This is a genomic window from Streptococcus mitis subsp. hohhotensis (assembly GCF_000722775.1).
Lineage (GTDB): Bacteria > Bacillota > Bacilli > Lactobacillales > Streptococcaceae > Streptococcus > Streptococcus carlssonii.
Genome location: NZ_JPFZ01000009.1, coordinates 493,102 through 519,248, shown reverse-complemented (window position 1 = coordinate 519,248; position 26,147 = coordinate 493,102). Strand labels below are relative to the sequence as shown.

The 26,147-nt window shown below is 39.3% G+C and carries 27 protein-coding genes; 6 read left to right on the top strand and 21 right to left on the bottom strand.

What is annotated here, in order from left to right; genetic code table 11:
• Positions 1–9 precede the first annotated feature (9 nt).
• A complete protein-coding gene (gene dhaK / locus SK608_RS05225; RefSeq protein WP_033677099.1) occupies positions 10–999 on the bottom strand; it encodes a dihydroxyacetone kinase subunit DhaK in 990 nt (329 codons plus the stop codon).
• Positions 1,000–1,152: 153 nt separating this feature from the next.
• On the opposite strand from dhaK, the gene dhaS reads away from it, so the two are divergent.
• Together dhaS and dhaQ are read left to right on the top strand one after the other, a co-directional pair.
• Positions 1,153–1,683: a dihydroxyacetone kinase transcriptional activator DhaS gene (gene dhaS, locus SK608_RS05220; RefSeq protein WP_033677096.1), complete on the top strand. Its 531-nt coding sequence runs from the start codon at positions 1,153–1,155 to the stop codon at positions 1,681–1,683.
• Positions 1,680–2,669, top strand: coding sequence for a DhaKLM operon coactivator DhaQ (gene dhaQ / locus SK608_RS05215; protein ID WP_033677094.1), 990 nt, complete (start codon positions 1,680–1,682; stop codon positions 2,667–2,669). Before dhaS ends, dhaQ begins: the two co-directional genes overlap by 4 nt.
• A gap of 203 nt (positions 2,670–2,872) precedes the next feature.
• On the opposite strand, the gene SK608_RS05210 is transcribed toward dhaQ, so the two are convergent.
• The 4 genes from SK608_RS05210 to SK608_RS05195 all read right to left on the bottom strand — a co-directional run bounded on the left by SK608_RS05210 (position 2,873) and on the right by SK608_RS05195 (position 6,100).
• Entirely contained in the window at positions 2,873–3,412 is a 540-nt protein-coding gene (locus tag SK608_RS05210; protein ID WP_033677092.1) for a ClbS/DfsB family four-helix bundle protein, read from the bottom strand.
• 57 nt (positions 3,413–3,469) lie between these two features.
• Positions 3,470–3,964, bottom strand: a complete 495-nt coding sequence (locus SK608_RS05205) for a YkgJ family cysteine cluster protein (protein WP_033677090.1) — start codon at positions 3,962–3,964, stop codon at positions 3,470–3,472.
• A gap of 133 nt (positions 3,965–4,097) precedes the next feature.
• The gene (gene ptsP / locus SK608_RS05200; protein WP_020902391.1) at positions 4,098–5,831 is read right to left on the bottom strand and encodes a phosphoenolpyruvate--protein phosphotransferase; all 1,734 of its coding nucleotides are present in this window, start codon (positions 5,829–5,831) and stop codon (positions 4,098–4,100) included.
• Positions 5,832–5,836: 5 nt separating this feature from the next.
• The gene (locus SK608_RS05195; protein WP_000146947.1) at positions 5,837–6,100 is read right to left on the bottom strand and encodes a phosphocarrier protein HPr; all 264 of its coding nucleotides are present in this window, start codon (positions 6,098–6,100) and stop codon (positions 5,837–5,839) included.
• Positions 6,101–6,450: 350 nt separating this feature from the next.
• Here SK608_RS05195 and nrdH point away from each other — a divergent pair, with 350 nt between their 5' ends.
• The 4 genes from nrdH (at position 6,451) to SK608_RS05175 (ending at position 10,974) form a co-directional block, all read left to right on the top strand.
• Positions 6,451–6,669 carry a glutaredoxin-like protein NrdH gene (gene nrdH, locus SK608_RS05190; RefSeq protein WP_000259240.1) on the top strand — a complete coding sequence of 73 codons (219 nt, stop codon included), beginning with the start codon at positions 6,451–6,453 and terminating at the stop codon, positions 6,667–6,669.
• An 80-nt stretch (positions 6,670–6,749) separates the two neighbouring features.
• Entirely contained in the window at positions 6,750–8,909 is a 2,160-nt protein-coding gene (gene nrdE / locus SK608_RS05185; protein ID WP_033677086.1) for a class 1b ribonucleoside-diphosphate reductase subunit alpha, read from the top strand.
• Positions 8,910–9,103: 194 nt separating this feature from the next.
• Positions 9,104–10,066 (top strand): class 1b ribonucleoside-diphosphate reductase subunit beta, encoded by a 963-nt coding sequence (gene nrdF / locus SK608_RS05180; protein ID WP_033677082.1) that lies wholly within the window; start codon positions 9,104–9,106, stop codon positions 10,064–10,066.
• Between the two features lie 140 nt (positions 10,067–10,206).
• The gene (locus tag SK608_RS05175) at positions 10,207–10,974 is read left to right on the top strand and encodes a DeoR/GlpR family DNA-binding transcription regulator (RefSeq protein ID WP_033677079.1); all 768 of its coding nucleotides are present in this window, start codon (positions 10,207–10,209) and stop codon (positions 10,972–10,974) included.
• 104 nt (positions 10,975–11,078) lie between these two features.
• On the opposite strand, the gene SK608_RS05170 is transcribed toward SK608_RS05175, so the two are convergent.
• The 16 genes from SK608_RS05170 to SK608_RS05100 form a co-directional block, all read right to left on the bottom strand.
• Positions 11,079–11,336: a DUF3884 family protein gene (locus tag SK608_RS05170; protein WP_082242420.1), complete on the bottom strand. Its 258-nt coding sequence runs from the start codon at positions 11,334–11,336 to the stop codon at positions 11,079–11,081.
• 41 nt (positions 11,337–11,377) lie between these two features.
• Positions 11,378–12,784: a 6-phospho-beta-galactosidase gene (gene lacG / locus SK608_RS05165; protein WP_033677077.1), complete on the bottom strand. Its 1,407-nt coding sequence runs from the start codon at positions 12,782–12,784 to the stop codon at positions 11,378–11,380.
• Positions 12,785–13,247: 463 nt separating this feature from the next.
• Positions 13,248–14,939 (bottom strand): lactose-specific PTS transporter subunit EIIC, encoded by a 1,692-nt coding sequence (locus tag SK608_RS05160; RefSeq protein ID WP_033677073.1) that lies wholly within the window; start codon positions 14,937–14,939, stop codon positions 13,248–13,250.
• Positions 14,939–15,256: a PTS lactose/cellobiose transporter subunit IIA gene (locus SK608_RS05155; RefSeq protein WP_033677071.1), complete on the bottom strand. Its 318-nt coding sequence runs from the start codon at positions 15,254–15,256 to the stop codon at positions 14,939–14,941. The genes SK608_RS05160 and SK608_RS05155 overlap by 1 nt, the downstream gene beginning before the upstream one ends.
• A 35-nt stretch (positions 15,257–15,291) precedes the next feature.
• Positions 15,292–16,128, bottom strand: coding sequence for a PRD domain-containing protein (locus SK608_RS05150; RefSeq protein ID WP_033677069.1), 837 nt, complete (start codon positions 16,126–16,128; stop codon positions 15,292–15,294).
• 233 nt (positions 16,129–16,361) lie between these two features.
• On the bottom strand, positions 16,362–17,342 hold the full coding sequence (gene lacD / locus SK608_RS05145) for a tagatose-bisphosphate aldolase (protein ID WP_001229114.1): 981 nt from the start codon (positions 17,340–17,342) through the stop codon (positions 16,362–16,364).
• A gap of 1 nt (position 17,343) precedes the next feature.
• Positions 17,344–18,273: a tagatose-6-phosphate kinase gene (locus tag SK608_RS05140; protein ID WP_033677065.1), complete on the bottom strand. Its 930-nt coding sequence runs from the start codon at positions 18,271–18,273 to the stop codon at positions 17,344–17,346.
• A gap of 10 nt (positions 18,274–18,283) precedes the next feature.
• Positions 18,284–18,799 (bottom strand): galactose-6-phosphate isomerase subunit LacB, encoded by a 516-nt coding sequence (lacB, locus tag SK608_RS05135; protein ID WP_001216910.1) that lies wholly within the window; start codon positions 18,797–18,799, stop codon positions 18,284–18,286.
• Positions 18,800–18,947: 148 nt separating this feature from the next.
• Positions 18,948–19,373, bottom strand: a complete 426-nt coding sequence (gene lacA, locus SK608_RS05130) for a galactose-6-phosphate isomerase subunit LacA (protein ID WP_000029277.1) — start codon at positions 19,371–19,373, stop codon at positions 18,948–18,950.
• A 390-nt stretch (positions 19,374–19,763) separates the two neighbouring features.
• Entirely contained in the window at positions 19,764–20,660 is an 897-nt protein-coding gene (locus tag SK608_RS10680; protein WP_082242419.1) for an aldose 1-epimerase family protein, read from the bottom strand.
• Positions 20,661–20,738: 78 nt separating this feature from the next.
• Positions 20,739–20,885 carry a chlorohydrolase gene (locus tag SK608_RS11320; protein WP_082242418.1) on the bottom strand — a complete coding sequence of 49 codons (147 nt, stop codon included), beginning with the start codon at positions 20,883–20,885 and terminating at the stop codon, positions 20,739–20,741.
• A 25-nt stretch (positions 20,886–20,910) separates the two neighbouring features.
• Positions 20,911–22,386: a PTS galactitol transporter subunit IIC gene (locus SK608_RS05120; RefSeq protein ID WP_033677063.1), complete on the bottom strand. Its 1,476-nt coding sequence runs from the start codon at positions 22,384–22,386 to the stop codon at positions 20,911–20,913.
• Between the two features lie 47 nt (positions 22,387–22,433).
• Positions 22,434–22,739: a PTS sugar transporter subunit IIB gene (locus tag SK608_RS05115; protein ID WP_000590547.1), complete on the bottom strand. Its 306-nt coding sequence runs from the start codon at positions 22,737–22,739 to the stop codon at positions 22,434–22,436.
• Positions 22,740–22,777: 38 nt separating this feature from the next.
• Positions 22,778–23,254 carry a PTS sugar transporter subunit IIA gene (locus tag SK608_RS05110; protein WP_000521972.1) on the bottom strand — a complete coding sequence of 159 codons (477 nt, stop codon included), beginning with the start codon at positions 23,252–23,254 and terminating at the stop codon, positions 22,778–22,780.
• Positions 23,255–23,516: 262 nt separating this feature from the next.
• Positions 23,517–25,340 (bottom strand): translation elongation factor 4, encoded by a 1,824-nt coding sequence (lepA, locus tag SK608_RS05105; protein ID WP_001047207.1) that lies wholly within the window; start codon positions 25,338–25,340, stop codon positions 23,517–23,519.
• 78 nt (positions 25,341–25,418) lie between these two features.
• Entirely contained in the window at positions 25,419–26,147 is a 729-nt protein-coding gene (locus tag SK608_RS05100; protein ID WP_033677060.1) for a metallophosphoesterase family protein, read from the bottom strand.

Sequence of the window (26,147 nt, the reverse complement as noted above, 5' to 3'; positions counted from 1 at the left end):
CCTTGAGTTTTACCAAGCTGGTGTAGTAACAGGTGCATTTAGAGCATCCAACCATTCATCATCTGCCAATCGAATCAATGTTAATGATAAGCCAGCCATATCGATTGAGGTCATATAGTTTCCAATTTTCTTAAACGCCAACTCAACACCTTTTTCATGGAGTAATTTAGCCACATCATTTGCAAATACATATTGTTCCATAAGAGGAGTGCTTCCTAAACCATTGATGAGAAGGCCATAGCGTTCACCAGCCTTAAGTCGGAAACCTTCAGATAGTTTTTCAACCAATTCTGAGGCCAATTGTGCTGAAGGTTGCATTTTCTCTTTTTTATATCCTGGCTCACCGTGAATACCAACTCCGTATTCAAATTCATCATCTTCTAGAACAAAACCTGGTTTCCCAACCTCAGGTACGGTTGCTCCAGACAAGGCTAAGCCAATTGTTTTAATTTCTAAGACAAGTTTGTCGGCCAAGTCCTTCATTTCAGATAATGATTTACCAGAACGAGCCGCATCACCTAAAATTTTATGGACTAAAATAGTACCTGCAACACCTCGACGACCTTGGGTATAGAGACTATTTTCAACAGCGATATCATCATCAACCACAACACTTGCTACATCAATACCTTCCATTTCAGCAAGTTCTTGTGCAATTTCAAAGTTCATGATGTCCCCAGAATAGTTCTTGATGACCATGAAAACTCCAGCACCTTCATCAGCCGCCTTGATGGCTTCTAAAATTTGGTCCGGAGTAGGTGAAGTGAAGACTGCTCCACAAATGGCAGCAGACAACATTCCATCTCCTACAAATCCAGCATGACTTGGTTCATGTCCTGAACCTCCACCTGAAATGAGTCCAACTTTTCCTGTCTTTTCTGCCTTTCTAACGATAACATCAAAGCCATCTAAGCGTTCTACCAAGTCATCATGCATGAATGACAATCCCTGCAACATTTCATCAACAACCTGTGTCGGTTCATTTATAATTTTTTTCATGAGAAACTCCTTTCGGCATGTACCTTTGTTTTCGCTTTCATTATATATTTTTTACCTCTGGCTGGTAAGGGACAGATTCTATTATTTGTCCCCTTTTAAACCCGTTTAAAACATTTTTTTGGTAAAATGAAGTAAGTAAAAGAAAGGCTTCCTATGGCATCATCACTTATTACAAAAAAACGGATTGCCAAGGCATTTAGAGACCTATTAGCTACTAGAGAATTTGACAAAATCTCTATTGTAGAGATCATGGAATCAGCTGGCATTCGTAGACAGACCTTTTATAATCACTTTCTTGACAAATATGAACTGCTCGACTGGATATTTGAAAATGACTTAACCGAGTATATCACCAATAACTTGGACTTCATTTCAGGCCAAAAACTATTACAAGAATTATTTTTTTATTTCGAACAAGAGCGTGACTTTTATATTCAACTTTTTGATATTCAAGGGCAAAATAACTTCTATGACCACTTTATCAGCTACTGTCGTTTGCTTGTATTAAAAATTTTAAGAGAATATGGCCAGATTGATATCGATTCATCTGCTTATACTTGTTTTTTGTTAGACTATCATTCACATGCTCTAGCAGAAATCGTGAAGGCTTACGTCAATAAAAAAAGTCCAGTTCCACAACCAGACTTTCTAATCATGACAATTATTGGAAAGAGACCACAATGACATTTATTTCAAATCATAAACAGAAAATTATTTCAAGTTACATTTCGACAACTGTCAGCAGTCATCCTGAATTAGAAAAACACCCTACTTTACCACTAGTCTATCAAAAAAATCGCAATCCTCATCAGGTTCCAATATTGTCGGGTGGAGGTTCAGGTCACGAACCTGCTCATATTGGATATGTGGGAGAAGGAATGCTTACTGCTGCTATCTATGGCCAATTATTTACTCCTCCTACAAGAACTGAAATCTTAGAGTCCATTCGTTTTTTAAACAATGGCCACGGTGTCTTCATCATTGTAAAAAATTTCGAAGCAGACATCAAAGAATTTAGCTGGGCCATTAATACTGCTAGACAAGAAGGAATTAAGGTCGGCTATAGTCTAGCACACGACGATATTTCCATTGAACCTCACAATAGATTTCAAATTAGAGGAAGAGGGCTTGCAGGGACTATTTTACTTCATAAAGTTCTAGGATATGCAGCTCAAAATGGTGCCGACATAGAGCAACTAACTGATTTAGGTCATGAACTTGCTCCCGAAATCGCAACAATTGGCTTTGCAACGAAAGCTGCTAGTCTCCCCCAAGCCACCCTCCCACTATTTAACTTGGAAGAAGGAAATATTTCTTATGGCATAGGGATACATGGCGAAGAAGGATATCGTATCGTCCCATTCCAATCTTCGGAAATCCTAGCAAATGAAATTATAAGTAAATTAAGATTGCACTATCATTGGAAAAAGGGTGATCAATTTATATTGCTTGTAAATAATCTAGGCACTACCAGCAACTTAGAAATGGGCATATTTATCAATGATCTCCTTCAACTCTTAGAAATTGAAGGAGTCACTATTACCTTTATAAAATCAGGAACATTTATGACCAGTCTGGATATGGCAGGTATATCCGTAACTCTTTGCCCCGTAAAAAATAAACAGTGGTTAGAAGCGCTCAATGCTCCAACGACAGCTTTTGCATGGTAATTTGCTTGTATAACTCAAAAGGGCTACATCACTTGATAGCCCTTTGTTTTTATCTTATACTCAATGAAAATCAAAAAGCAAACTAGGAAACTAGCCGCAGGCTGTACTTGAGTACGGCAAGGCGACGTTGACGCAGTTTGAATTTGATTTTCGAAGAGTATTACGTTTAAAAGAACTCATTCTTGCCATTTCAAATAGGCCATCTATCCCTTACAATTCTTCCGATGAGCTTTGAGTTTTTTCAGAGTCCAATCATAGTGGCTTGACGTGCTACTAACAAAGTAAGAACCTAGACTTGTCCCACCTGTCCACTGATAGATACCTTTGGCAAAGAGTTCGTCATTGCTAAAAACTTCTATCAACTCTAAAACCTCTCTATGTGATTGTTCTAGGAGTCTAGTCGCTTCTTCTAATGAGGTTTTCTGGTGCTTCTTCCAAAAAGCGTCATTCATTTCTCCATAAGTTTTCCAATTATAAGGTTCAGGGAGAAAAGGTCTTTCGTGACCTTTTTGATTAGAATGTACCCAAGTCAAAAGTAACTGCTGCCATTCATAAAGATGAATCAGGACATCCCTTAGATTCTTATCCCTTTTCCAGTGAGCTTCTTTTTTCTTTTGGTCTCTTGAAAAATCAAATGGAGTCTGCAACTCTTCTTCACTTAGTTGAGATATGAAACGGTTGAGCTTGTCATAGTTTGCCTTAGAGGCCAGCACTAGCTCCTCTTTTGTTTTTGGTCTAGGCACAGGAGCACCTCCTTCATATTACTAGTTATTATTAGAGATTTTTTATCCTTTAAATCTCTATAACTTATCCTTTAATTTCTCAACAAAGAGATAGGCTGCTGGACAGGTCAAGGTATTCTTAATCGTCAGATGGTTGATTTGATGGATCTTTTTGCGATCAGTATGAGGGAATTCACGACAGGCCTTTGGACGAACGTCATAGATGGAACAGAGATTATCTTCTCCTAGAAAGGGACAAGGCATGGATTTGAAAACCTTGTCTCCATCTTCATCCACCTGCAGAAACTCTGCTTCAAAAGCCGGCAATTTCATTTTGAAATACTTGGCAATACGGGTGATATCCGCTTCTTTAAAATCAGGCCCCAATGTCTTACAACAGTTGGCACAGGCAGTGCAATCAATCTCCTCAAAAACTTCTTGGTGAATCTGTTGAGCTATCTTGTCTAGGTTTTTAGGAGGTTTTTTCTTTAGATTGGCTAAAACTTTACGGTGTTCCTTCTGCTTTTGCAAGGCTAGCTGGTGGTAATACTCAATATCAATTTCTTTAGACATGATTTCTCTCTTATTCTATTTGTTTCCCCCTATTATATCATGCCTCTGACTCATTGAAAAGTGGACTTTACAAGACTACACTATTCCCGAATGTATCAAAAAACCTTGCAACTAAGTTACAAGGTTAATGACATTAATCAAAGTTAACGTATTCTTTTTGAAGTTCAAGAACTTCTTCCATTGTTGAACACTCTGTAAGGGCACGGTTAGCGTACTCTTCCATCTTAGCAGTATCCAATTTCTTCATCAAACTACGTGTACGAAGGACAGATGTTGCTGACATAGAGAATTCATCCAAGCCCATTCCGACAAGAAGTGGAACAGCTTTTTGGTCACCAGCCATCTCACCACACATACCAGCCCATTTACCTTCAGCGTGAGCTGCCTTGATAACGTTATTGATCAAGCGAAGGATTGATGGGTTATATGGTTGGTAAAGGTATGAAACTTGTTCGTTCATACGGTCTGCCGCCATTGAGTATTGGATCAAGTCGTTTGTACCAATTGACATAAAGTCTACTTCTTTTGCAAATTGGTCTGCAAGCATAGCTGCTGCAGGGATTTCAATCATGATACCAACTTGGATGTCATCCGCAACTGCAACTCCTTCAGCAAGAAGGTTTGCTTTTTCTTCTTCATAAACGGCTTTAGCTGCACGGAATTCTTTCAAAAGGGCAACCATTGGGAACATGATACGCAATTGACCATGTACAGAAGCACGAAGAAGGGCACGGATTTGTGTACGGAACATTGCATCTCCAGTTTCAGAAATAGAGATACGAAGGGCACGGAATCCAAGGAATGGGTTCATTTCATGTGGCATATCGAAGTAAGGAAGTTCCTTATCTCCACCGATATCCATTGTACGAACAACCACTGGTTTACCATTCATTCCCTCAAGAACAGCTTTGTATGCTTCATACTGCTCATCTTCAGTTGGGAAGTCTTGAGAATCCATGTACAAGAACTCTGTACGGTAAAGTCCAACAGCTTCTGCACCGTTGTTGTTAACACCTTCAACGTCTTTTGGAGTACCGATGTTAGCAGCCAACTCGAAGTGTTTACCGTCAGCAGTCACTGTTTGAGCATCTTTCAAAAGGGCCCATTCAGCTTTTTGTTTAGCATAAGCTTCACCGGCTGCTTTAAATTCTGCCGCTTGTTCATCTGTTGGGTTGATAATCACTTCACCAGTAATTCCGTTAACGGCAAGGATATCACCGTCTTTCACTACTTCAGTGATGTTATTTGTTCCCAATACAGCTGCAATTTCAAGTGTACGTGCCATGATAGCTGAGTGGCTTGTACGTCCACCGATGTTTGTTACAAAAGCTTTTACAAAGTTTTTGTCCAATTGAGCTGTATCAGATGGTGTCAAGTCATGCGCAATCACGATTACTTCTTCATTGATTGAAGCTGGGTTTGGCAATTTCTTACCAAGAAGGTTTGCCAACACACGTTTTGTCACGTCGCGGATATCCGCTGCACGTTCTTGCATGTATGGGTTGTCTTCCATGCCTTCAAAGATAGTGATGAACATGTCAGTCACTTCTTTAAGACCTGCTTCTGCATTGACTTTCTTGGCACGGATTGTTTCTTTAATCTGACCAATCAATTCTGGGTCAGAAAGAACCATCAAATGAGCGTCAAAAACTTGAGCCGCTTCTTCACCAAGCGTACCTACAGCTTTCTCACGGATAAGAGAAAGCTCGTTTTGAGAAGCTTCAAGAGCTACATCCAAACGAGCCTCTTCTGCGTTTGTATCTTCGACTGAAACAGTCTCGAATGACAAATCCGGTTGAACGAGTAGATATGCTTTTGCAACTGCAACACCGTCAGATGCCGCGATTCCTTTAAGCATTTCTGTCATTTTCCTTATGCCAATCCTTCTTTTTCCATTGTTTCTGAGATTGCAGCGATAGCGTCATCTGCATCTGCACCTTCAGCTGAGATAGTTACGTCAGCACCTTGGCCAACACCAAGACTCATAACACCCATGATTGATTTAAGGTTAACTGATTTACCTTTGTACTCAAGAGTGATATCTGAAGCAAATTTGCTAGCAGTTTGTACCAACAATGTTGCTGGACGTGCGTGAATACCTGTTTCTGCCACTACGTGGAAATCTTTAGAAGCCATAGTTTGACTCTCCTTTTGTTCTTTCTTTTTTGAGTTATATGTGATAACCCTTACAATTTGGTATTATATCATCTTCTCGGATTTTTTTCAAGCATTTTATGGGATTTATTCGATTTCCTTTCAGATAACTTCCTGAAAATCTTCTATTCTAGATAACAAAACACAGGATATAGTTTTCCAAAAAACTACTTGTAGGATAACTATCACTATTTCACAAAACAAACACTACATATTGTGTTTTGTGACCTCGAGTAGAAAAATAGACCACTATATTTAGTTTCAAATCATTGACAAAAATTTATTTTCTGATATACTAAGAAAGTAATCTATTTTGAAAGAGGAGTTACACAATGGTAACCGTTTATTCTAAAAACAACTGTGTCCAATGTAAGATGACCAAACGTTTCTTGGACAGTAATAATGTCGCTTATCGTGAAATCAATCTTGATGAGCAACCTGAGTACATCGATCAAGTTAAAGAGCTCGGTTTCAGCGCAGCTCCTGTTATCCAAACACCAACTGAAGTCTTTTCAGGTTTCCAACCAGGAAAATTGAAACAATTAGCATAATCTTAGTACATCATCCAGAAGAAACTGCTTCTAGGGCTAACTTAGAAGCCTTTCTTTTGTAATTAGATAAGGGAAATTTTATGGGATTAAAACATCTTGAAGACGTGACTTACTTCCGTCTCAATAACGAAATCAACCGTCCTGTTAATGGACAAATCATGCTTCATAAAGATAAGGAAGCCTTGGATGCCTTCTTTAAAGAAAATGTCGTTCCAAACACTATGGTTTTTGATTCAATTAAAGATAAAATCAACTACCTCATTGAACACAACTACATCGAAACAGCCTTTATCAAGAAATACCGTCCAGAATTTTTGGAAGAATTGCATCAATTTATCAAAGAACAAAACTTCCAATTCAAGTCTTTTATGGCAGCTTATAAATTTTACAATCAATATGCCTTGAAGACAAACGACGGTGAATATTATCTTGAAAGTATGGAAGACCGTGTCTTCTTTAACGCCCTTTATTTCGCTGATGGGAATGAAGCTGTTGCAATCGATATTGCCAATGAAATCATCCACCAACGCTACCAACCTGCTACTCCTTCCTTCTTGAATGCTGGACGTGCTCGTCGTGGTGAATTGGTATCTTGTTTCTTGATTCAAGTAACTGATGACATGAACTCTATTGGACGTTCTATCAACTCTGCCCTTCAACTTTCACGTATCGGTGGTGGTGTGGGAATTTCCCTCAGCAACCTTCGTGAAGCTGGTGCTCCTATCAAGGGCTATGAAGGAGCAGCTTCTGGTGTCGTACCAGTTATGAAGCTTTTTGAAGATAGCTTCTCTTACTCAAACCAATTAGGTCAACGTCAAGGTGCCGGTGTTGTCTACCTCAACGTCTTTCACCCAGATATCATCGCCTTCCTTTCCACTAAGAAAGAAAACGCCGATGAAAAAGTTCGTGTCAAGACCCTTTCACTTGGTGTCGTGGTACCCGATAAATTCTACGAATTGGCTCGTAAAAATGAAGAAATGTACCTCTTCAGCCCATATTCTGTAGAACTTGAATATGGTGTGCCATTCAACTATATCGACATCACTGAAAAATACGATGAATTGGTCGCAAATCCAAATATCCGCAAGACAAAAATCAAGGCGCGTGATTTGGAAACTGAAATCTCTAAATTGCAACAAGAGTCTGGTTACCCTTATGTCGTCAACATTGATACGGCTAACCGTGCAAATCCTGTTGATGGTAAGATTATCATGAGTAACTTGTGTTCTGAGATTCTTCAAGTCCAAGAACCAAGCTTGATCAACGATGCTCAAGAATTCCTTCAAATGGGAACGGACGTTTCATGTAACCTTGGTTCAACCAACGTAGTCAACATGATGACTTCACCTGACTTTGGTCGTTCTATCCGTGCTATGGTTCGTGCCCTTACTTTCGTTACAGATAGTTCACACATCGTAGCTGTTCCTACCATCGACCACGGAAATAGCCAAGCTCATACCTTTGGTCTTGGTGCCATGGGACTTCACAGCTACCTTGCCCAACAATTGATTGAATATGGATCGCCTGAGTCTGTTGAATTTACAAGCATCTACTTTATGCTTATGAACTACTGGACCTTGGTAGAATCAAACAATATCGCGCGTGAACGTGGTATTACCTTCCATAACTTTGAAAAATCAGACTATGCTAACGGAAGCTACTTCGACAAGTATGTGACAGGCGAATTTGTTCCAAAATCAGACCGTGTTAAAGAACTCTTTAAAGATGTCTTTATCCCAAGTGCTGCTGACTGGGCTGAACTTCGCGACAAGATTCAAGCAGATGGACTTTACCACCAAAACCGTCTAGCTGTTGCTCCAAATGGTTCGATCAGTTACATCAATGACGTTTCTGCTTCTATCCACCCGATTACGCAACGTATCGAAGAACGTCAAGAAAAGAAAATCGGTAAAATCTACTATCCTGCTGCTGGCTTGTCAACAGAAACCATTCCTTACTACACTTCTGCTTACGACATGGATATGCGTAAGGTGATTGATGTCTATGCTGCTGCAACTGAGCATGTGGACCAAGGACTTTCACTCACCCTCTTCATGCGTAGTGACATTCCAAAAGGACTTTACGAATGGAAGAAAGAAAACAAACAAACGACACGTGACTTGTCAATCCTTCGTAACTATGCCTTTAACAAGGGTATCAAGTCTATCTACTACGTCCGTACCTTTACAGATGATGGTGGAGAAGTCGGTGCTAACCAATGTGAAAGCTGTGTGATTTAATCTTTGCTTGAGGAAACTACATTTTCTCAGATAAGTGATTCATTCACCCTGCTAAACTAAACTGGAATAAGCATCTATACTATGAAATAACAAAAAGTCGGGCTTCCGACTTTTTGTGCGAAACTACTCTAGGATTATGATAAAATAGAGATAATTGTGAGTTCGCAATACTAAACACAGAAAGAGATTTCAAAATGGAAACTTACTACAAAGCCATTAACTGGAATGCCATCGAAGATGTCATCGACAAATCAACTTGGGAAAAACTGACGGAGCAATTCTGGCTCGATACACGTATTCCCTTGTCAAATGACCTAGACGACTGGAGAAAGCTATCAAACAAGGAAAAAGACTTAGTCGGAAAAGTCTTTGGTGGTTTAACCCTTCTCGACACTATGCAATCTGAGACTGGGGTTCAAGCCCTTCGCGCAGACATCCGTACACCACATGAGGAAGCTGTTTTCAATAACATCCAATTTATGGAATCTGTTCACGCTAAATCTTACTCTTCAATCTTTTCTACCTTAAATACTAAGGCTGAGATTGAAGAAATTTTCGAATGGACCAATACCAATCCTTACCTACAAAAGAAAGCTGAGATTGTCAACGAAATCTACCTAAACGGTAGCCCACTTGAAAAGAAAGTTGCCAGTGTCTTCCTCGAAACCTTCCTCTTCTACTCTGGTTTCTTCACTCCCCTCTACTATCTCGGTAACAACAAACTAGCCAACGTTGCGGAAATCATCAAATTAATTATTCGTGATGAATCTGTTCACGGAACCTACATCGGTTATAAATTCCAACTTGGTTTCAATGAATTGCCTGAAGAAGAGCAAGAAAAGCTAAAAGATTGGATGTACGATCTGCTCTACACTCTTTATGAAAATGAAGAAGGCTATACAGAAAGCCTCTATGACGGTGTTGGTTGGACGGAAGAAGTCAAGACCTTCCTTCGCTACAATGCTAACAAGGCTCTCATGAACCTGGGACAAGATCCACTCTTCCCAGATTCAGCTGATGATGTCAACCCAATCGTTATGAACGGTATTTCAACAGGAACATCTAACCACGACTTCTTCTCTCAAGTCGGAAATGGTTACCTCCTTGGTGAAGTTGAAGCTATGCAAGACAATGACTACAATTACGGTTTGGACTAATTCAATTATCCCAAAACTGATATCAATATCATGGTTTGTTTAAAACAACCATGATATTTTTGTTTTTGTTTTCTTTTGTTTTTAAATTGATTGATTGAATACTTTATGATAAAATAGTAATAGAAATAGAGGTGATAACGATGCTAAAGCAGGAAAAACTAGATAATATTCTAGAAACGGTAAATACAAAGGGAACTATTACTGTAAAAGAAATCATGACTCGCCTGGATGTGTCAGATATGACTGCTAGACGCTATTTACAAGAGTTAGCTGACAAAGATTTACTTGTTCGTGTGCATGGAGGAGCTGAAAAAATTCGCACAGGCTCCATTTTAAACAATGAACGTTCCAATATTGAAAAACAAAGCTTACAAATCGCAGAAAAACAAGAAATCAGCCGTTTTGCAGGTCATTTAATTGCTGAGGGAGAGACCATTTTTATCGGCCCAGGTACAACCTTGGAATCTTTTGCCCGTGAACTTCCAATCGATAATATTCGTGTTGTAACAAACAGTTTACCAGTCTTTCTCATCCTAAACGAACGAAAACTAACAGATTTGATTTTAATCGGTGGAAACTACCGCTCTATCACTGGAGCCTTTGTTGGAACACTAACATTGCAAAACTTAGCCAATCTTCAATTTTCTAAAGCTTTCGTTAGCTGTAATGGTATTCAGGACAATGCGATTGCGACCTTTAGTGAAGAAGAAGGCGAATCTCAACGCATCGCCCTCAATAATTCCAATAAAAAATACTTACTAGCTGACAATAGTAAGTTCAATAAGTTTGATTTTTACACCTTCTACAATATCTCTGATATTGATACCATCGTTTCAGATTCTAAACTGAGCAAAGAAACCTTCGAACAACTTTCAAAACAAACAAAAATTATTCTTTCTAAACCATAAAACTGAGGATTGATAAAAAATAAAATGCGTCATATCAAGAAAATAAGAATCTTGATATGACGCATTTTTTGATGAAGATTTTTACAAAGAGTTTCCTAGATTCTTTATGATTGTTGAAACGGCATAAAATCTGAATCAAAGGAGATATTATCCCATTCTTCAGGACTGATAAAATTTAAAAAGATATTTTTAAATTCTTCCAGCTCATAATCTGAATGACAAATCCATTCTTTACCAGTCGAGACATACCATTTCCCAAGACTTTTCAGTTCTTTATTCGTCAAACACGGTATTTGAGAACATTTATTAAAATTGATAATATAAACTTTTTCATAAATTGATTGGATAAAATCTTTGAACATCTTTTGCCTCACTAGAATTCTATATCTAATTACTCATTCTACTAGTCTATAATCTGACTTTCCGCTACTTTCTTGTACCAGTGAGCTGATTTCTTCGGATAACGTTCTTGAGTTTCAAAGTCTACATAAAAGAGACCGTAACGTTTCTCATATCCATTTGACCATGAGAAGACATCCATTAATGACCAAATGAAGTAACCTTTTACATTAGCTCCATCTGCAATCGCATCAGATAATACTTCCAAGTGTTGTTTCACATAATCAATACGTCCATCATCGTAAACAGTGTTATCGACGAACTCATCTTTATATCCGAGACCATTTTCAGTGATGTAAATCTTCTTGTAGTTCGGATAATCTTTCTTCACGCGCATGATTTGGTCATACAAACCTTGAGGGTAGATAATCCAATCCCAGTCCGTACGTGGCACATAATCCGGAGCTACACGACGACCAACACCTTTGATTTGGTATTTAGAGCTTCCTTTCTCACCCTTACCATTATGGATAATTTCAGTTTCTCCATCAAATGCTTCCATCCAGTCACTCATATAGTAGTTGATGCCTAGAAAATCATTCAAGTCTTTTGCAGCTTCTAATGCTGTAAAATCTTCTTCACGAAGATCCAAGCTACCACCATTGGCAGCCAAGATAGCCTCTACCCCTGCCAGGGTCTTTTCAGAGTAGTGACCCAGATAAGTTGCATCCAAGATAAATTTATTATGGATAATGTCCTCCAACTCTGCCGCAATAACATCTGCAGGATTTTCAGGATCTAGAGGATACTTAGTAGGCAGAGCATGAACAACACCAATTTCACCTTTATAACCTTTATCTTTATATAGCTTAACTGCACGCGCATGAGAAACCATCATATTGTGGTGCGATTGGAAAACTTTGGCAAGGTCGTACTGGATACCTGGAGGGAATTTCCCAACCAAGTATTGACCATCACCGATTGGCCCAATTTCATTGAATGTTGTCCAATAGTTTACTTCTGGAAATTCTTCAAAACAGAAGGCAGCGTAATCTACAAAGTGTTCGATATTTTCACGGTTTAAGAAGTCGCCATTTGAGTGGAGAGCTTCTGGTGTGTCAAAGTGATGAAGAGTTACGAAGGGTTCAACATGACGTTTGTGGCACTCTGCAAATAAATTATGATAAAACTCGACACCTTTCTGATTTACTTGACCGTAACCAGTCGGGAAAATACGTGACCAGGCAATAGAAATTCGAATGCCATTGACACCATACTCTTCTGCTAGCTTGAGGTCAACTGGATATCGATTGTAAAAATCACTGGCTGGTTCTGCAGTGTACCAGTAGTTATCTTCAAGATATTTATCCCACGCTACTGGTCCTTTCCCATCAGTATGTGTAGCGCCTTCTGCTTGATAGGCTGCTGTTGCGCCACCAAAAATAAAGTCTTTTGGAAGTGTTTTTGTCATTTTTTTCACCTATTTCTTGATTTAAAATAAAGTAAAAGTGAGAGGAGAGGAGTCAGTGAGCCATCCTTCTCCATCTCACTTCTTGTACCAAGTCACCGAATTGTGACATGAGGAGGTAAAAACGGTATCTTTTTACCGACGAATTAACAAGGCGATTAGGAAATTCGCCATAGCGATTTCCGTAACGAGAGGAGACTGTTTCACAGTCCCTATCGTTAATCGAATTGTGACATGAGGAGGTAAAAACGATATCTTTTTACCGATGAATTAATAAGGCGATTAGGAAATTCGTCATAGCGATTTCCGTAACGAGAGGAGACTATTTCATAGTCCCTATTATTAATCGAATTGTGACATGAGGAGGTAAAAACGATATCTTTTTACCGACGAATTAACAAGGCGATTAGGAAATTCGCTATAGCAATTTCCGTAACGAGAGGAGACTGTTTCAGAGTCCCTAGCCTTAATCGAATTGCGCTTGTACAAATGCAAGAGCACCTTTTCCATCACGGGTTAATTTGATGTATTGAGCACCTTCTGTTTTCGCAAGTTTAATACCGAGCTTATCTGTTTCTGCTTTCATGTCTTCAAAGTTTGAAGCAACTTGAGGGGCAAGGATAACCAAATCAAACTCTGGTAACATTTCACGATGAGCACCATAGCCACCTGCTGCTGCTTTCACAGGAACATTGTATTCTGCAGCTGCCTTGTTCAACGCATTTGCAAGAAGTCCACTTGTCCCTCCACCTGCACAGAGAACGAGGACATTTGTTTCTTCAGTGATTTTATTTTGTGCTGCTTCTACACCCGCTTTCTCAAGAATAGCATCTGCTTTTGCAGTGTTGAAGTTTGCAGCAACTTTGTCTTTCAATTCATCATTAGATTTACCTGAACGCTCTTCTTCAAGAATTTGTTCATCATAGACCTTAAGGAATGGATAGTAAATGACTACGTCAACCACGATTAGAAGAGCAGCAAGAATGAATGATAGAACTTGGAAGTTAGTACCAAGAACTAGACCGAGTGGAGCTGGGGTTGTCCATGGTAGATTAGCAGTAAATGAATTCATTCCAAGAGTTTCAATAAAGAATTTAAAGATCCATACGTTTGCGATTGGAGCAAAGATAAATGGAATGAAGAAGATTGGGTTCAATACAAGTGGTGCACCAAACAAGATTGGTTCATTTACACCAAAGAATGTTGGAACTACTGAAGCACGTCCGATTGCACGATTTCGTTTTGATTTGGTCAACCACATGAACATGAATGGAACAACCAGTGTCGCACCAGTACCACCCATGGTAACAATAAACATTTGAGTTCCTGAAGTAAGGATTTTATCAGCATGCATCCCTTGTTGGAGAAGGTTCAAGTTGACTTCGGCATTTGCATAGGTAATAGCTGCGATTGCTGGTTCAACGATAGATGGACCATGGATACCAACAAACCAGAAGAAGGCAAAGGCACCAAAGATAATGGTAATACCAAGATAGCCATCAGCTGCAGAGAATAATGGTGCAAAGAATTTACCGATTGATTCAGCTACGCTTGCACCAACAAAATGACGAGCTAGTAAATCAAGAGCGTAAAGAGAAACAACTGATAGAGTGAATGGAATCACATCTTTAAAGACTTGTGAGATATTTGGTGGAACTTCGTCAGGCATGCGAATAGTGACGTTGTTCTTAACACAAACCTTATAGATGGCTACAGTAACAAAGGCAGCAAGGAAGGCTGAAAGCAAACCTTTTGTCCCCAAGAATCCAGTAGCTAGGCCATTTTCGATAGGATCAGCTGCCAACATCAACAAACCAACAATTGCTGCCAACAATGTTGACATATAGTTGATTTGATTGGTTTTCTCCATGCTACGGTTTACTGAGTCGGTCAAAGATTTAGCTGTTGTACCAGCTACCAAGAGAGCTAGAATCCCCATTGAATAGCTGTAAGGTTTCATGAGAAAGGCTACAACTTCATCAGACCATTTAAAGCCCCATGAGTTTGGTACATAGGCGATTAAGATAAAAATACTTGAGAAGAGAATAACAGGCATACCTGCAATGAAACCATCACGAATAGCACGAAGATAGATATTACGAGATAATTTCTCAAAGAAAGGTTTTCCTTTCTCGATAAATGCAATTAGTTTGTTCATTATTTAACTCCTCTCTTGTAGAGTTCGATTAAGTGGTGCATCAAATCTTTTAACAAGACAGTTGTCATCAAGTGGTCTTGGCCATGCATCATGGTCACACTATATGCTAAGTCCTCACCAGAAGCTTCCTTAGTCAATAGACTTGTTTGCGCATGGTGTGCCTCTGCGATACAGCTACCAGCTTCCTCTACCAGAGCGTCCGCTTTTGCAAAATCACCAGCTTCAGCAGCCTTCAAGGCTTCCAATAGTTTTGAACGAGCATCGCCAGCATAGGCTACGATTTCAAAACCTAACAATGTTACTTCTTCTCTATTCATGATAGAATTCTCCTTATATATTTTTAATTAAATTTTTATGACAACAAACGTTGGATATGTAGAACTAGATAAACTCGTTCACTTTTATACAAATCAAGACCCGTATGTTGCGTAATCACATCATAGATCTTGGAACCAATCTCGAACGCTTTTGGATAGGATTGTTTGATGTGGTCTTCCATATCCAGAAGTGATTGGTTATCATCTCTAGATCTGTCTAAATAATCCAAGAAATAATTTAGATGTATCATAAAGCGATCATAGAAATGGTTATTCTCTTTGGTTCGCTGAATTGCATAGTCCGTTAAAACTTCTTCAACATTCCTGAGAATTTCTTTCCTCTTATCAATCGACTCCACAAGTTCCACTTCATTTTCACCTTCGGCATTAATGAAATGATAAGCAATCCGAATAATTTCGTCCTCAGGAAAATGATCCGCTAGCTTCTGGCTGTAAATTTCAAATGCTTCATTTGCGATTTGAAAAGCGACAGGATACTTAGTAGAAATATCTGGCAGATTACTATCCTTGTACCTTCCTTGTGCTAGAGCTTGGTAAGAACAGTAAATATGATCTGTCAAGGTTACGTAGAGATACTCTTGAATCGGATAATGATATTTCTTTGATAGCTTATCAATGATTTCATAAGTCACTGTGATAAAATCAAGCGGAACATCTTTGAGGAGAGCCATAAAGTTTTCTCTTGACTCTTCGGTCTTCATCCGAAAGATTTTCTCAACCTGCTGTTCAGCAATCAAATCTCCCTTCCTCTTTCCAAATGTAATCCCCTTACCAATCACAATCACTTCTTCTCCCTTATCATTTCTGACAAGCGAGACATTGTGATTCATTGGATTTAGAATTCGATACATGTCAACCTCCTTTTATATCTTAAAGGTATATGAGTACAAAAAATGACCACAAATGAACTAGAAAATCAGCCGATTTCTAATTCACCTGTGATCATGCCTAATATTACTTAGTAACACTCACCTTGTATTAACTTGTGATTTAAGTATAGCACAAGTAAGTTATTTTGTAAACCTTTACATACAACTTTTTTAAAATTTTTTTAGATTCATGTTCCTAACCTAGGAGGACTTGCTTACACGCGTTCTTTCCATGAAGTTGCTGTTGTTTGAAGAACTTTGTTGAGTTCGTCAATGTTTTCAAAACCAGTTGTACGAAGCCATTCGCGAGCTGCTGCTTCACCATCTTTGATGTAAGCTTCAACTGATCCAGCCCATGTAGCACGGCCACAAAGAACTCCATTGAAGTTTGCACCTGATTCATGAGCAAATACAAGAGTATCTTGGAAGAGTTTAGCTGATACACCAGCACTCAAGTAGATGTATGGCAAGTTAGTTGCTTCATCTTGTGCTTTGAAGAAGGCTGCTGCTTCTTCACGTGTGTAAACCACTTCACCCTCAGCAAAGCCTTCAACATATTTAATGTTAACAGGAACTTCTACTTTCAAGACATCAATGTTAAAGCGTGGGTCTGAGAAGACTTTCATAGCACCGATAACTTTGTGTGGTTTTACTTTAGCGTATTCTACAGAACCTGCATCAGCAATTTTTTCATCGTAAGCAAGGATTTCAAGGAAGAATGGGATATCTTCAGCCACACATTCAGAACCGATGCGTTCGATGTAAGCTTGTTTTTCTTGGTTGAGTTCGTCTGAGCTATCTACATCATAGTAAAGCAAGAATTTAACTGCATCTGCACCTTCTTCTTTAATACGTTTTGCAGACCAAACATCCAAGCAGTCTGGCAAGCGTTTTGTGCTTGTTGTGTCGTAACCTGTTTTTTCATAAGCAAGGAGAAGACCAGCTTTTTCATCAAGAGCTTTAGTTGCTGGAAGTCCATACTCAGGGTCAAGAAGCATTGATGAAGCGTATTTAGTCAATTCATCCGCTACCAAAACTTTAAGTTCTTCCATTTGAGCCACTGTTGGTTCTTCTGTTTGGTGTTGAGCCATGAGGCGTTTCAAAGCACCACGTTGGTCAAATGCAAGAGCTGAGATGATACCATTTTCATCAGAAAGTTTTTCTAAGCGTGCACGTTTTTGTTCTGTTAAAGCCATTTTATACCTCTTTTACTATTAATTGATCATATAGAGCTTGATAGTTGGCCATGTTGACATGACCAGTCATTTTTTCTTGAGCATTGAGCATACCAAGGACATTTGCCTTGATGAGTAATGCTGCATCCGATTCTTTGTGAAGCAGTCCTGAAGAAATTCCTGCCACAGTAGAGTCTCCAGATCCGACAGGGTTGACCACCTGAATTCTAGGAATATCTACCTTGTAGAAAGTGTCACCATGTTTGGCAAAAGCACCGTTGGCACCAAGTGAAACGATAATCCATTCAATACCTGCAAACAAAGGTTCTTGAAGGACTTCTTTTAATTCATCCAAATCCTCAGAAACTTCTCTTCCTAGAAGTTGAGACAATTCTTCATTATTTGGTTTGATGACTGTTGGTTTATGTGGTGATTCAAGAACCGCCTGAAGTGCTGCACCAGAGCAGTCCAAGACAACAGGCTTGCCAGCTTGATTAGCAAGTTCTACCAAGCTCGCATAGTAATCAACTGGAAGGCCAGCTGGCAGACTACCTGAGATAGCTACTACTTCAACTGACTCCAAGAGTTTTTTGAAATGTTCCAAAAAGTCTTGACCTTCCTGTTCCAATACTTCAGGACCTTTTTCAAGAACTTCTGTTTGGTTGTCTCCGTGTAAAATAGCGATACAGTTACGAGTTTCTCCTTGAATAGAGAAGAAATCTTTTTTTACTTGATTATCGATATGTTCAACCAAAAACTCACCAAGTTTGCCACCCACTAAACCAGTAGCAAGAACAGAATCCCCAAATTCTGAAAGTACTCGGGTAACATTGAGTCCCTTACCACCAGCCGTTTTGGTTACATCCACCACACGATTGACAGTATCAATCTTCAACTCATCCAAGGGATAGGAAATATCAATGGATGGGTTCATTGTGACTGTTAAAATCATAGGTCACCTCTTAGTCGTGGTATTCTCCGCGATCCCATTTTTCAAGGAATTCAGTGAAGAAGTTTGCGTCTGTTTGTTGAGCATTGTGACTTTCAAGGTGTTCAATTTTCGCAATCAATTTCTTGTTTTCTTCAGATGGTTTGTATTCAGCATGGATGAAAGCTTCGATGATATCACACATAAGCAATTCACCAGTAATCTTACCACCAAAACCGATAACGTTAGCGTTCAATTGTTCTTTAGCATAAAGAGCTGTTGTCATATCACGAACCAAGGCAGAACGGACACCTGGGACTTTATTTACAGCGTTGTTGATACCTACACCAGTACCACAGATACATACTCCAAGATCAGCTTGACCACTAGTTACAGCTTCCCCTACTTTTTTACCAAAGATTGGGTAGTGAGTACGTGTATGGTCATATGTACCAAAGTCAATGACTTCATATCCTTTTGATTTCAAAAATTCTGAAACCGCCATTTTTTCATCTGTTACGATGTGGTCACATCCAATTGCAATTCTCATTAGTTATTCCCTCCGATTAATTATATAAATCTAATATCATTTATCCTTACTCAATAAAAATCAAGATTAGCTTAGGAAGCGAGCTGCAAGCATAACTGAGGTTAGCTAAAGTGAGCTGACGACAGATTATCTTGATTTTTGAAGAGTATTAGCACATTTTGTTCAACATATCGACCCTAATTTGGTGACGTCCACCATCGTATTTTCCGTTAACAAATCCTTTAGCAATGTTTTTAGCCAATTCATCACCGACAAGTTGTGCACCCATAGTGATCATACGTGAGTTGTTGTGTCCACGAGTCATATAAGCTGAACGTTCGTCAGATACTTCTGCAGCAACCATTCCTTTAATCTTAGTTGCAACCATAAATGGACCAGCACCATAAGCATCAATCACGATACCAAGGTTTTGTTCTTCTTTGTTTACTTCTGCAGCAACAGCAAGAGTCACATCAACAAAGTCTTGACCTTCAGCTGTAACATCCACAACGTGGAAGTTTTCTTTTTCCAAGAAGTCTTTCACAACTTCTTTCAATCTCAAACCTGCAGCATCTGCACCGATAACAATAGACATATTGTATACTCCTTTTTATTTTTCTAGGCTAATAAAACCTTTTATAGTTAGCAGTTTATACTCTTCGAAAATCAAATTCAAACCGCGTCAACGTCGCCTTGCCGTACTCAAGTACAGCCTGCGGCTAGTTTCCTAGTTTGCTCTTTAATTTTCATTGAGTATTACCTACAAAAAGCTTTCTAGCAGTTTATTGACACATTGGATTGAATGAGATGAATGACACCTTATTCAAATTTAGGAAACCAGTTTCCTAGAAAATCCTTCTCCACGAAAGAAAATATAACAATTGATTGTTTGTTTGTTACAAACATCATTTGTTGCTTACAAACATAATATACTCCTATTTCCTAAAAAAGTCAACAGTTAATGTTTGTTTTTGTGTTTTTTTAATTAAAAAATTTCAATGTCAAAACCAATTTGATCCACTTGACCAGGTTCTAGGAGGCGAACATTCTTCTTATCTTCTAGATGATCTCCTTCTTCAAGGGAAGTTGACAAGCCAGACCATGGTTCAAAGGCAATGAAAGGTCCTTTGTTCAAAGTTGACCAGATAATAAGGTTTGGAAACTCTGCAAAGTGCACTTTCAACCCTTTATCATGTTTACGAGAACGAAGGGAAATTGTTCTAGATTGTAATTCATCTAAGGTGACTGCATCTGTACTGAAAAGATCATAGCTGAGGTCTAATTCTTTTTGACCTTCTAGCCATGGATTTCTATCTTGGAAATCCAACATACCAGTTTCTGGGAAAGGACGTGGAACAGAGCAAGTCTCCTCTTTCTCAAACTCTAAATAGTAATCTTCATAGACTTCATCATCAAATAGAGGACAATTAAATCCTGGATGTCCACCAATAAAGTAAGGCATGACCTTGCTAGTTTCTTTATTAAAGATCTTGTATTGAGTCCGCACTGTCTTGCCAGTAAGGCTATAAGTGATTTCTAGACGGAAATGATAAGGATAGTTTTGATAGCTATTCTCATCATCTTCAATTGCAAAAGTTACACTCTTATCTGTCTTCTCAACTAATTCAAATTCTTTCTTACGAACCAAACCATGACGAGGAATCTTTCCTTTGCTTTCTTGCCCCTTCTCATCTATATAGAAGGCTGTATCCTCTCTCAATGAACCACAAATGGGGAAGAGAACAGGAGCTTGTCCACTCCAATAAGTAGCATCTCCTTGCCACAAATACTCAAGACCTTCAGCATCTTTTATAGAAGAAAGAGCCCCACCAAAACTGTTAAATTGAACTCTTAGTTGTTCTGATTTTAATTCAATTACCATTATTTTCTCCGATTTCTTGATAGTTTATAAAAAACTAGGCTGTCACTCCTAATGGTATGACAACCTAGTTTCAACAATTTACACTCTGCGAAAATCCAATTCAAACTTCGTCAGCGTCGCCTTGCCGTAGATATGGTCACTGACTTCGTCAGTCTTATCTACAACCTCAAAACTATATTTTGAGCAACCTGCGACTCGCTTTCTAGTTTGCTCTTTGATTTTCATTGAGCTTACATTTTATAGGAGCGCATTATTTTGCTTTCGCTGCGTACTCTTCGTTACGTTTGATCATTTGTTTTCTGTACCATGCAAAGATACCGATATAGAATACAAGGAAGACTACAGCACCAAGGATTGCTTTGATATCACCAGTTGTAGTGTTACCAATTGTCCAACCAAGAAGTTTTTCGATTGGTCCTTCAAGAGTTGAGTGAGTGATCAATTGAGTTTCGCTCACACCTGCTGGGAAGGCACCTACACCTTTAGCAAGTTCTGTTGCAAACGGTGCGATAAGTGTACCTGAAAGAAGGAAGAGTGGCAACAAGAGTGTTCCGAAGATAATCATACGGAGCAATTTACCACGAGTTACAACCAAGAGAGCTGGAGTAACACCCATAGCGATGATACCTGCAAGTGGCAAAATACCATTTCCGACTTTTGAAAGAAGCACTGCTTCAATCAACATGATTGGTGCAAGTACGTTAGCACAAGCCCAGATTTCAGCACGACCAGCGATGAATGGCCAGTCAAGACCGATGTTGAATTTACGTCCTTGAAGACGTTTAGTAGCAACGTTTGTAATACCTTGTGAAAGTGGTTCTACTGCTGCGATGAACCAAGAACCGATAAGTGAGAAGAGTTCCAAAGATACACCGGCAGTCAAACCAAGAGACAACCATCCTTTAATAACCAGACGCCATTTATCTGCATCTTCAACACCTGCAATTGGATGTGGAGTTCCCATAATACCGATAACAATACCAAGGATGAAACCGATAAAGAATTTAGAACCCCAGAAACCGATTTTCTTGTTCAATTTAGCAGCGTCAAAGTCATATTTATCAAGGCCTGGGAAGAATTTCTCAAAAATCTTATCCAAAACCATGATAATTGGGTTCATCATGTAGTTCATGTGAGTTGATGTCATTGGTGATGAACTTGGAGCGTTAAGAAGGTCATCAAATGTAGGTTTCATCAAATCAGAGTTGATAATTTTCAACACACCAACAAGGACGATAGCTGCTGTAGCAATAAAGAGTGAAACCCCTTGACTCACACCGTTGTTGTCTGCATACCATTTAATCAAAAGACCTGTGATAGACAAGTGCCAGATATCGAAGATATCAACATCAAGTGTATCAGTTTTCTTCATAGCTAGCATCACTATGTTGACAATCAACATGATAAGCAAGAAGTATAGTGTCCAAGCAGAACCCCAAGTGATTGTTGCAAGTGGTGCCCAACCAACGTCAGTGATACTCAATTGGATACCTGTGTTTTCAACGAATTTTGCTAGTGATGCTGAGAAAGCAGTGTTTAGCATACCGATGATGGCACCGATACCTGTAAGAGCGATGGCAAGTTTGATACCACCTTCAAGCGCTTTGGAGAATTTCACTCCAAAAAGTAGAGCCAATATTGTCAAAATGATCAACATGATGACAGGACCACCCATATCTAAGACGGGTGTAAAGACCTTTTTGATTAGGTCAAAGATTGCATCCATAACAGTTCCTCCCTTTTTTATGTTATATGAATGTTAACAAATTAGAATTAGCTTAATCCGTGTTCTTTGATAGCTGCTTCAATATTGTCAAATACTGGAGCGCTCATTGCTGGGATACGGAATAAGATTGGTCCAGCTTCGATAACTGGAATACCTGGATCAAAACCAAGATCTGTCGCAGCAATTGGTGTGAAGATGTCATAACCTTTGATAAGGTCTTCGTTAACGTCTTTTACCATAACAGCATCACAGTGAACATCAAAACCACGGTTTGAAAGTTCTTCTTCAAGAGCACTTTTAATTTGGTGGCTTGAGTTAACACCTGCACCACAGGCAGCAAGAATTTTAATCATATGGATTTCCTCCGATTTAATATTTTTAATAGACAAGATTAAGCGATTGCTTCAGCTATATAAGCATAGAGGGCTTCTGGTTCAGAAATTTTTGATAGGTCTTCAAGATGACCATTTCCAGTAAAGAAGTCCATCAACTGAGCAAGAATGTTTGTTTGACTTGAACTTGAGTTATTAATGATAAAGAAGAGTAAAGATACTTCTACTTCCTTATCTGGTGCAATCATATTGTGGAAAGTCACTGGTTTATCTAATCGAACGACCACAACTTTTTCAGCTAGATTATGAACAATATCTGTATGAGGAATAGCCACATTCGGCAAATCCTTACCCAAAAATTCCATATCTAAGCCAGTTGGAAATGACTTTTCACGCGTGATCAAGGCTTCACGATAAGTCGGAGTTACGATTTCTCGTTCTTCCAATAAAGTTGCAACCTGATCAAAGAGATGTTCTTGATTATCCGCTTCTAAGCAAAACACAAGGTTTTTGTCAAAGAAATGATCTAATCCCATAAGGTTTTCCCTTCTTTCCATTAACTTTATGCTATAAGTATAACACTATATGAAACCGTTTTCAATGATTTTCTGTTGTTTTTTGTCTCTTTTTTTATATTTTTGTTGTTTTTATAGTTTCTTATTAAAAAACGAACACATAAACAAACATTTCAAACATTTTTTTCTGTTCTAGAAACTAAAAAAGCAGACCATCTAAGCCTGCTTTACGATTAATTCTTATATAAATTTCCTATGAACAAGGAAAGGCATTTCTGATAACTTATTCTTCATCCATACTCAAGACGCTGAGAAAGGCTTCTTGTGGAACTTCTACTGATCCGATGGCTTTCATGCGTTTCTTACCAGCTTTTTGTTTTTCAAGGAGTTTGCGTTTACGAGAAACGTCACCACCATAACATTTAGCAAGTACATTCTTACGAAGGGCCTTGATATCAGTACGAGCGACAATCTTGTGTCCAATTGCTGCTTGAATTGGTACCTCGAATTGTTGACGAGGGATGATTTTCTTGAGCTTATCAACGATGAGTTTCCCACGTTCGTAAGCAAAATCCTTGTGAACGATAAAGCTGAGGGCATCCACCTTGTCTCCGTTGAGAAGGATATCCATTTTCACAAGCTTAGATGGGCGGTACTCTGACAATTCATAGTCAAAGCTTGCATAACCACGTGTTGAAGACTTGAGTTTATCAAAGAAGTCGAAGACGATTTCAGCAAGAGGAATTTGATAGATAACATTAACACGGTTATCATCGATATAATCCATAGTCACAAAGTCCCCACGCTTACGTTGAGCTAATTCCATCACTGCTCCGACGAACTCTTGCGGTACCATGATTTGCGCTTTAACATATGGCTCTTCAATGGTCGCAATCTTGGTTGGGTCTGGGAACTCAGATGGGTTAGACACATCCATAGACTCACCATCGGTCAAATTAACCTTATAGATAACGGATGGAGCTGTCATGATGAGGTCGATGTTGAACTCACGTTCCAAACGTTCTTGGATAACATCCATATGGAGAAGTCCAAGAAAACCACAACGGAAACCAAATCCAAGGGCCTGAGATGTTTCTGGTTCAAACTGCAAACTGGCATCATTCAGTTGCAATTTTTCAAGGGCTTCACGTAGGTCATTATACTTGTTTGACTCGATAGGATATAGACCCGCAAAGACCATAGGATTCATCTGCTTGTAACCATGTAATGGCTCTGCCGCAGGATTGGTTGCCAAGGTAACGGTATCACCCACACGCGTATCCTGAACCGTCTTAATAGAAGCCGCAATATAACCAACGTCACCAGTCGCAAGGAAATCACGACCAACTGCCTTAGGAGTAAAAATTCCAACCTCAGTCACATCAAAAGTCTTGCCATTGCTCATAAGCTGAATCTTATCGCCAGGTTTGACCACACCATCCATGACACGCACTTGGAGAATAACCCCACGGTAAGCATCGTAAACTGAGTCGAAAATCAAGGCCTTCAGTGGTGCCGTCACATCACCCGTTGGGGCTGGTACTTTTTCTACGATTTGCTCGAGGATTTCTTCAATACCGATACCAGCCTTGGCAGAAGCCAATACTGCTTCACTGGCATCCAAACCAATGACATCTTCAATCTCTGTACGCACGCGCTCAGGATCTGCAGCTGGTAGGTCAATTTTATTAATGACTGGCATGATTTCCAAATCATTGTCCAAGGCTAGATAAACGTTGGCAAGGGTTTGAGCTTCAATCCCTTGGGCAGCATCGACCACCAAAATAGCCCCCTCACAGGCAGCGAGCGAACGTGAAACTTCATAGGTAAAGTCCACGTGCCCCGGCGTGTCAATCAAGTGGAAAATATAAGTTTCCCCATCTTTTGCAGTATAATTGAGCTCGATGGCATTCAACTTAATGGTAATTCCACGTTCCCGCTCTAGATCCATGCTATCCAAAAGCTGGGCCTGCATTTCACGACTTGAAACCGTCTCTGTCTTTTCCAAAATGCGGTCTGCTAGAGTCGATTTTCCATGGTCAATATGGGCGATAATAGAGAAGTTACGGATCTTCTCCTGTCGTTTTTTCAATTCTTCTAAGTTCATGATTCTCTTCCTTTCAGGGTATCTATTTATTATAAGTTGTTTTTGACATTTTGACAAGACCATACCCTGCTAGGAGTACTAATCTTCAGCAACAAAGCCGTCATTTTCGATAAAGTGATGTTCTGTCATTCCTTGGTCTGTAAAGACAATCCCATGAAGGACACCACCATAGACAGCTCCTCCGTCCATCCCAATCTTACCATCTTCTGTAGTCCAAAGCTCAGCTGTACCGCGTTCTTGCTTCAGCAAACCATAAACTGGTGTGTGACCAAAGACAATGGTTTTTCCAGTATGATTTTCGGCTTCGTGGAATGGTTTTCTGAGCCAGACTTTCTTGTAATCTGTTGTTTCATGCCAGTCATCCAAGGTCAAATCAATACCTGCATGAACAAAGATATACTTATCTGTCTCTACCACAAATGGCATTTGACGAATAAATTCGACCAAATCTGCCGCTTCAGTAGCAACACACTTGGCATCTTCTACTCCGTCAACTGGTGCATCCAAGGGACGACCTAGGATAGAGTTAATGGTTGTATCTCCACCATTGCGACGATAATGGTCATAACTTTCTTCTGGGTCATCGAGCCAAGTCAAAAACATATACTCGTGATTTCCTGACAAACAGATCGCCCCTTGATTGTCCACCAAGTCCTTAACTATCTCTAGAACACGGCGACTATCTTCACCACGGTCAATCAAGTCCCCTAGAAAGAGCAACTGGGTCTGACCATCCCAGGTTTTGAGAAGGTCTTCTAGCATCCCAGCTTTTCCATGAACATCTCCAATAACATAATAGTCTGTCAT

Bases quoted from the DNA above. Each gene is read 5' to 3' on its own strand.
- dhaK (WP_033677099.1), bottom strand. From the start codon at position 999: ATGAAAAAAATTATAAATGAACCGACACAGGTTGTTGATGAAATGTTG.
- dhaS (WP_033677096.1), top strand. From the start codon at position 1,153: ATGGCATCATCACTTATTACAAAAAAACGGATTGCCAAGGCATTTAGA.
- dhaQ (WP_033677094.1), top strand. From the start codon at position 1,680: ATGACATTTATTTCAAATCATAAACAGAAAATTATTTCAAGTTACATT.
- SK608_RS05205 (WP_033677090.1), bottom strand. From the start codon at position 3,964: ATGTCTAAAGAAATTGATATTGAGTATTACCACCAGCTAGCCTTGCAA.
- ptsP (WP_020902391.1), bottom strand. From the start codon at position 5,831: ATGACAGAAATGCTTAAAGGAATCGCGGCATCTGACGGTGTTGCAGTT.
- SK608_RS05195 (WP_000146947.1), bottom strand. From the start codon at position 6,100: ATGGCTTCTAAAGATTTCCACGTAGTGGCAGAAACAGGTATTCACGCA.
- nrdH (WP_000259240.1), top strand. From the start codon at position 6,451: ATGGTAACCGTTTATTCTAAAAACAACTGTGTCCAATGTAAGATGACC.
- nrdE (WP_033677086.1), top strand. From the start codon at position 6,750: ATGGGATTAAAACATCTTGAAGACGTGACTTACTTCCGTCTCAATAAC.
- nrdF (WP_033677082.1), top strand. From the start codon at position 9,104: ATGGAAACTTACTACAAAGCCATTAACTGGAATGCCATCGAAGATGTC.
- SK608_RS05175 (WP_033677079.1), top strand. From the start codon at position 10,207: ATGCTAAAGCAGGAAAAACTAGATAATATTCTAGAAACGGTAAATACA.
- SK608_RS05170 (WP_082242420.1), bottom strand. From the start codon at position 11,336: ATGTTCAAAGATTTTATCCAATCAATTTATGAAAAAGTTTATATTATC.
- lacG (WP_033677077.1), bottom strand. From the start codon at position 12,784: ATGACAAAAACACTTCCAAAAGACTTTATTTTTGGTGGCGCAACAGCA.
- SK608_RS05160 (WP_033677073.1), bottom strand. From the start codon at position 14,939: ATGAACAAACTAATTGCATTTATCGAGAAAGGAAAACCTTTCTTTGAG.
- SK608_RS05155 (WP_033677071.1), bottom strand. From the start codon at position 15,256: ATGAATAGAGAAGAAGTAACATTGTTAGGTTTTGAAATCGTAGCCTAT.
- SK608_RS05150 (WP_033677069.1), bottom strand. From the start codon at position 16,128: ATGTATCGAATTCTAAATCCAATGAATCACAATGTCTCGCTTGTCAGA.
- lacD (WP_001229114.1), bottom strand. From the start codon at position 17,342: ATGGCTTTAACAGAACAAAAACGTGCACGCTTAGAAAAACTTTCTGAT.
- SK608_RS05140 (WP_033677065.1), bottom strand. From the start codon at position 18,273: ATGATTTTAACAGTCACAATGAACCCATCCATTGATATTTCCTATCCC.
- lacB (WP_001216910.1), bottom strand. From the start codon at position 18,799: ATGAGAATTGCAATTGGATGTGACCACATCGTAACAGATGAAAAAATG.
- lacA (WP_000029277.1), bottom strand. From the start codon at position 19,373: ATGTCTATTGTTATCGGTGCAGATGCTGCAGGTTTGAGATTGAAAGAA.
- SK608_RS10680 (WP_082242419.1), bottom strand. From the start codon at position 20,660: ATGGTAATTGAATTAAAATCAGAACAACTAAGAGTTCAATTTAACAGT.
- SK608_RS11320 (WP_082242418.1), bottom strand. From the start codon at position 20,885: ATGAAAATCAAAGAGCAAACTAGAAAGCGAGTCGCAGGTTGCTCAAAA.
- SK608_RS05120 (WP_033677063.1), bottom strand. From the start codon at position 22,386: ATGGATGCAATCTTTGACCTAATCAAAAAGGTCTTTACACCCGTCTTA.
- SK608_RS05115 (WP_000590547.1), bottom strand. From the start codon at position 22,739: ATGATTAAAATTCTTGCTGCCTGTGGTGCAGGTGTTAACTCAAGCCAC.
- SK608_RS05110 (WP_000521972.1), bottom strand. From the start codon at position 23,254: ATGGGATTAGATCATTTCTTTGACAAAAACCTTGTGTTTTGCTTAGAA.
- lepA (WP_001047207.1), bottom strand. From the start codon at position 25,340: ATGAACTTAGAAGAATTGAAAAAACGACAGGAGAAGATCCGTAACTTC.
- SK608_RS05100 (WP_033677060.1), bottom strand. From the start codon at position 26,147: ATGACAGACTATTATGTTATTGGAGATGTTCATGGAAAAGCTGGGATG.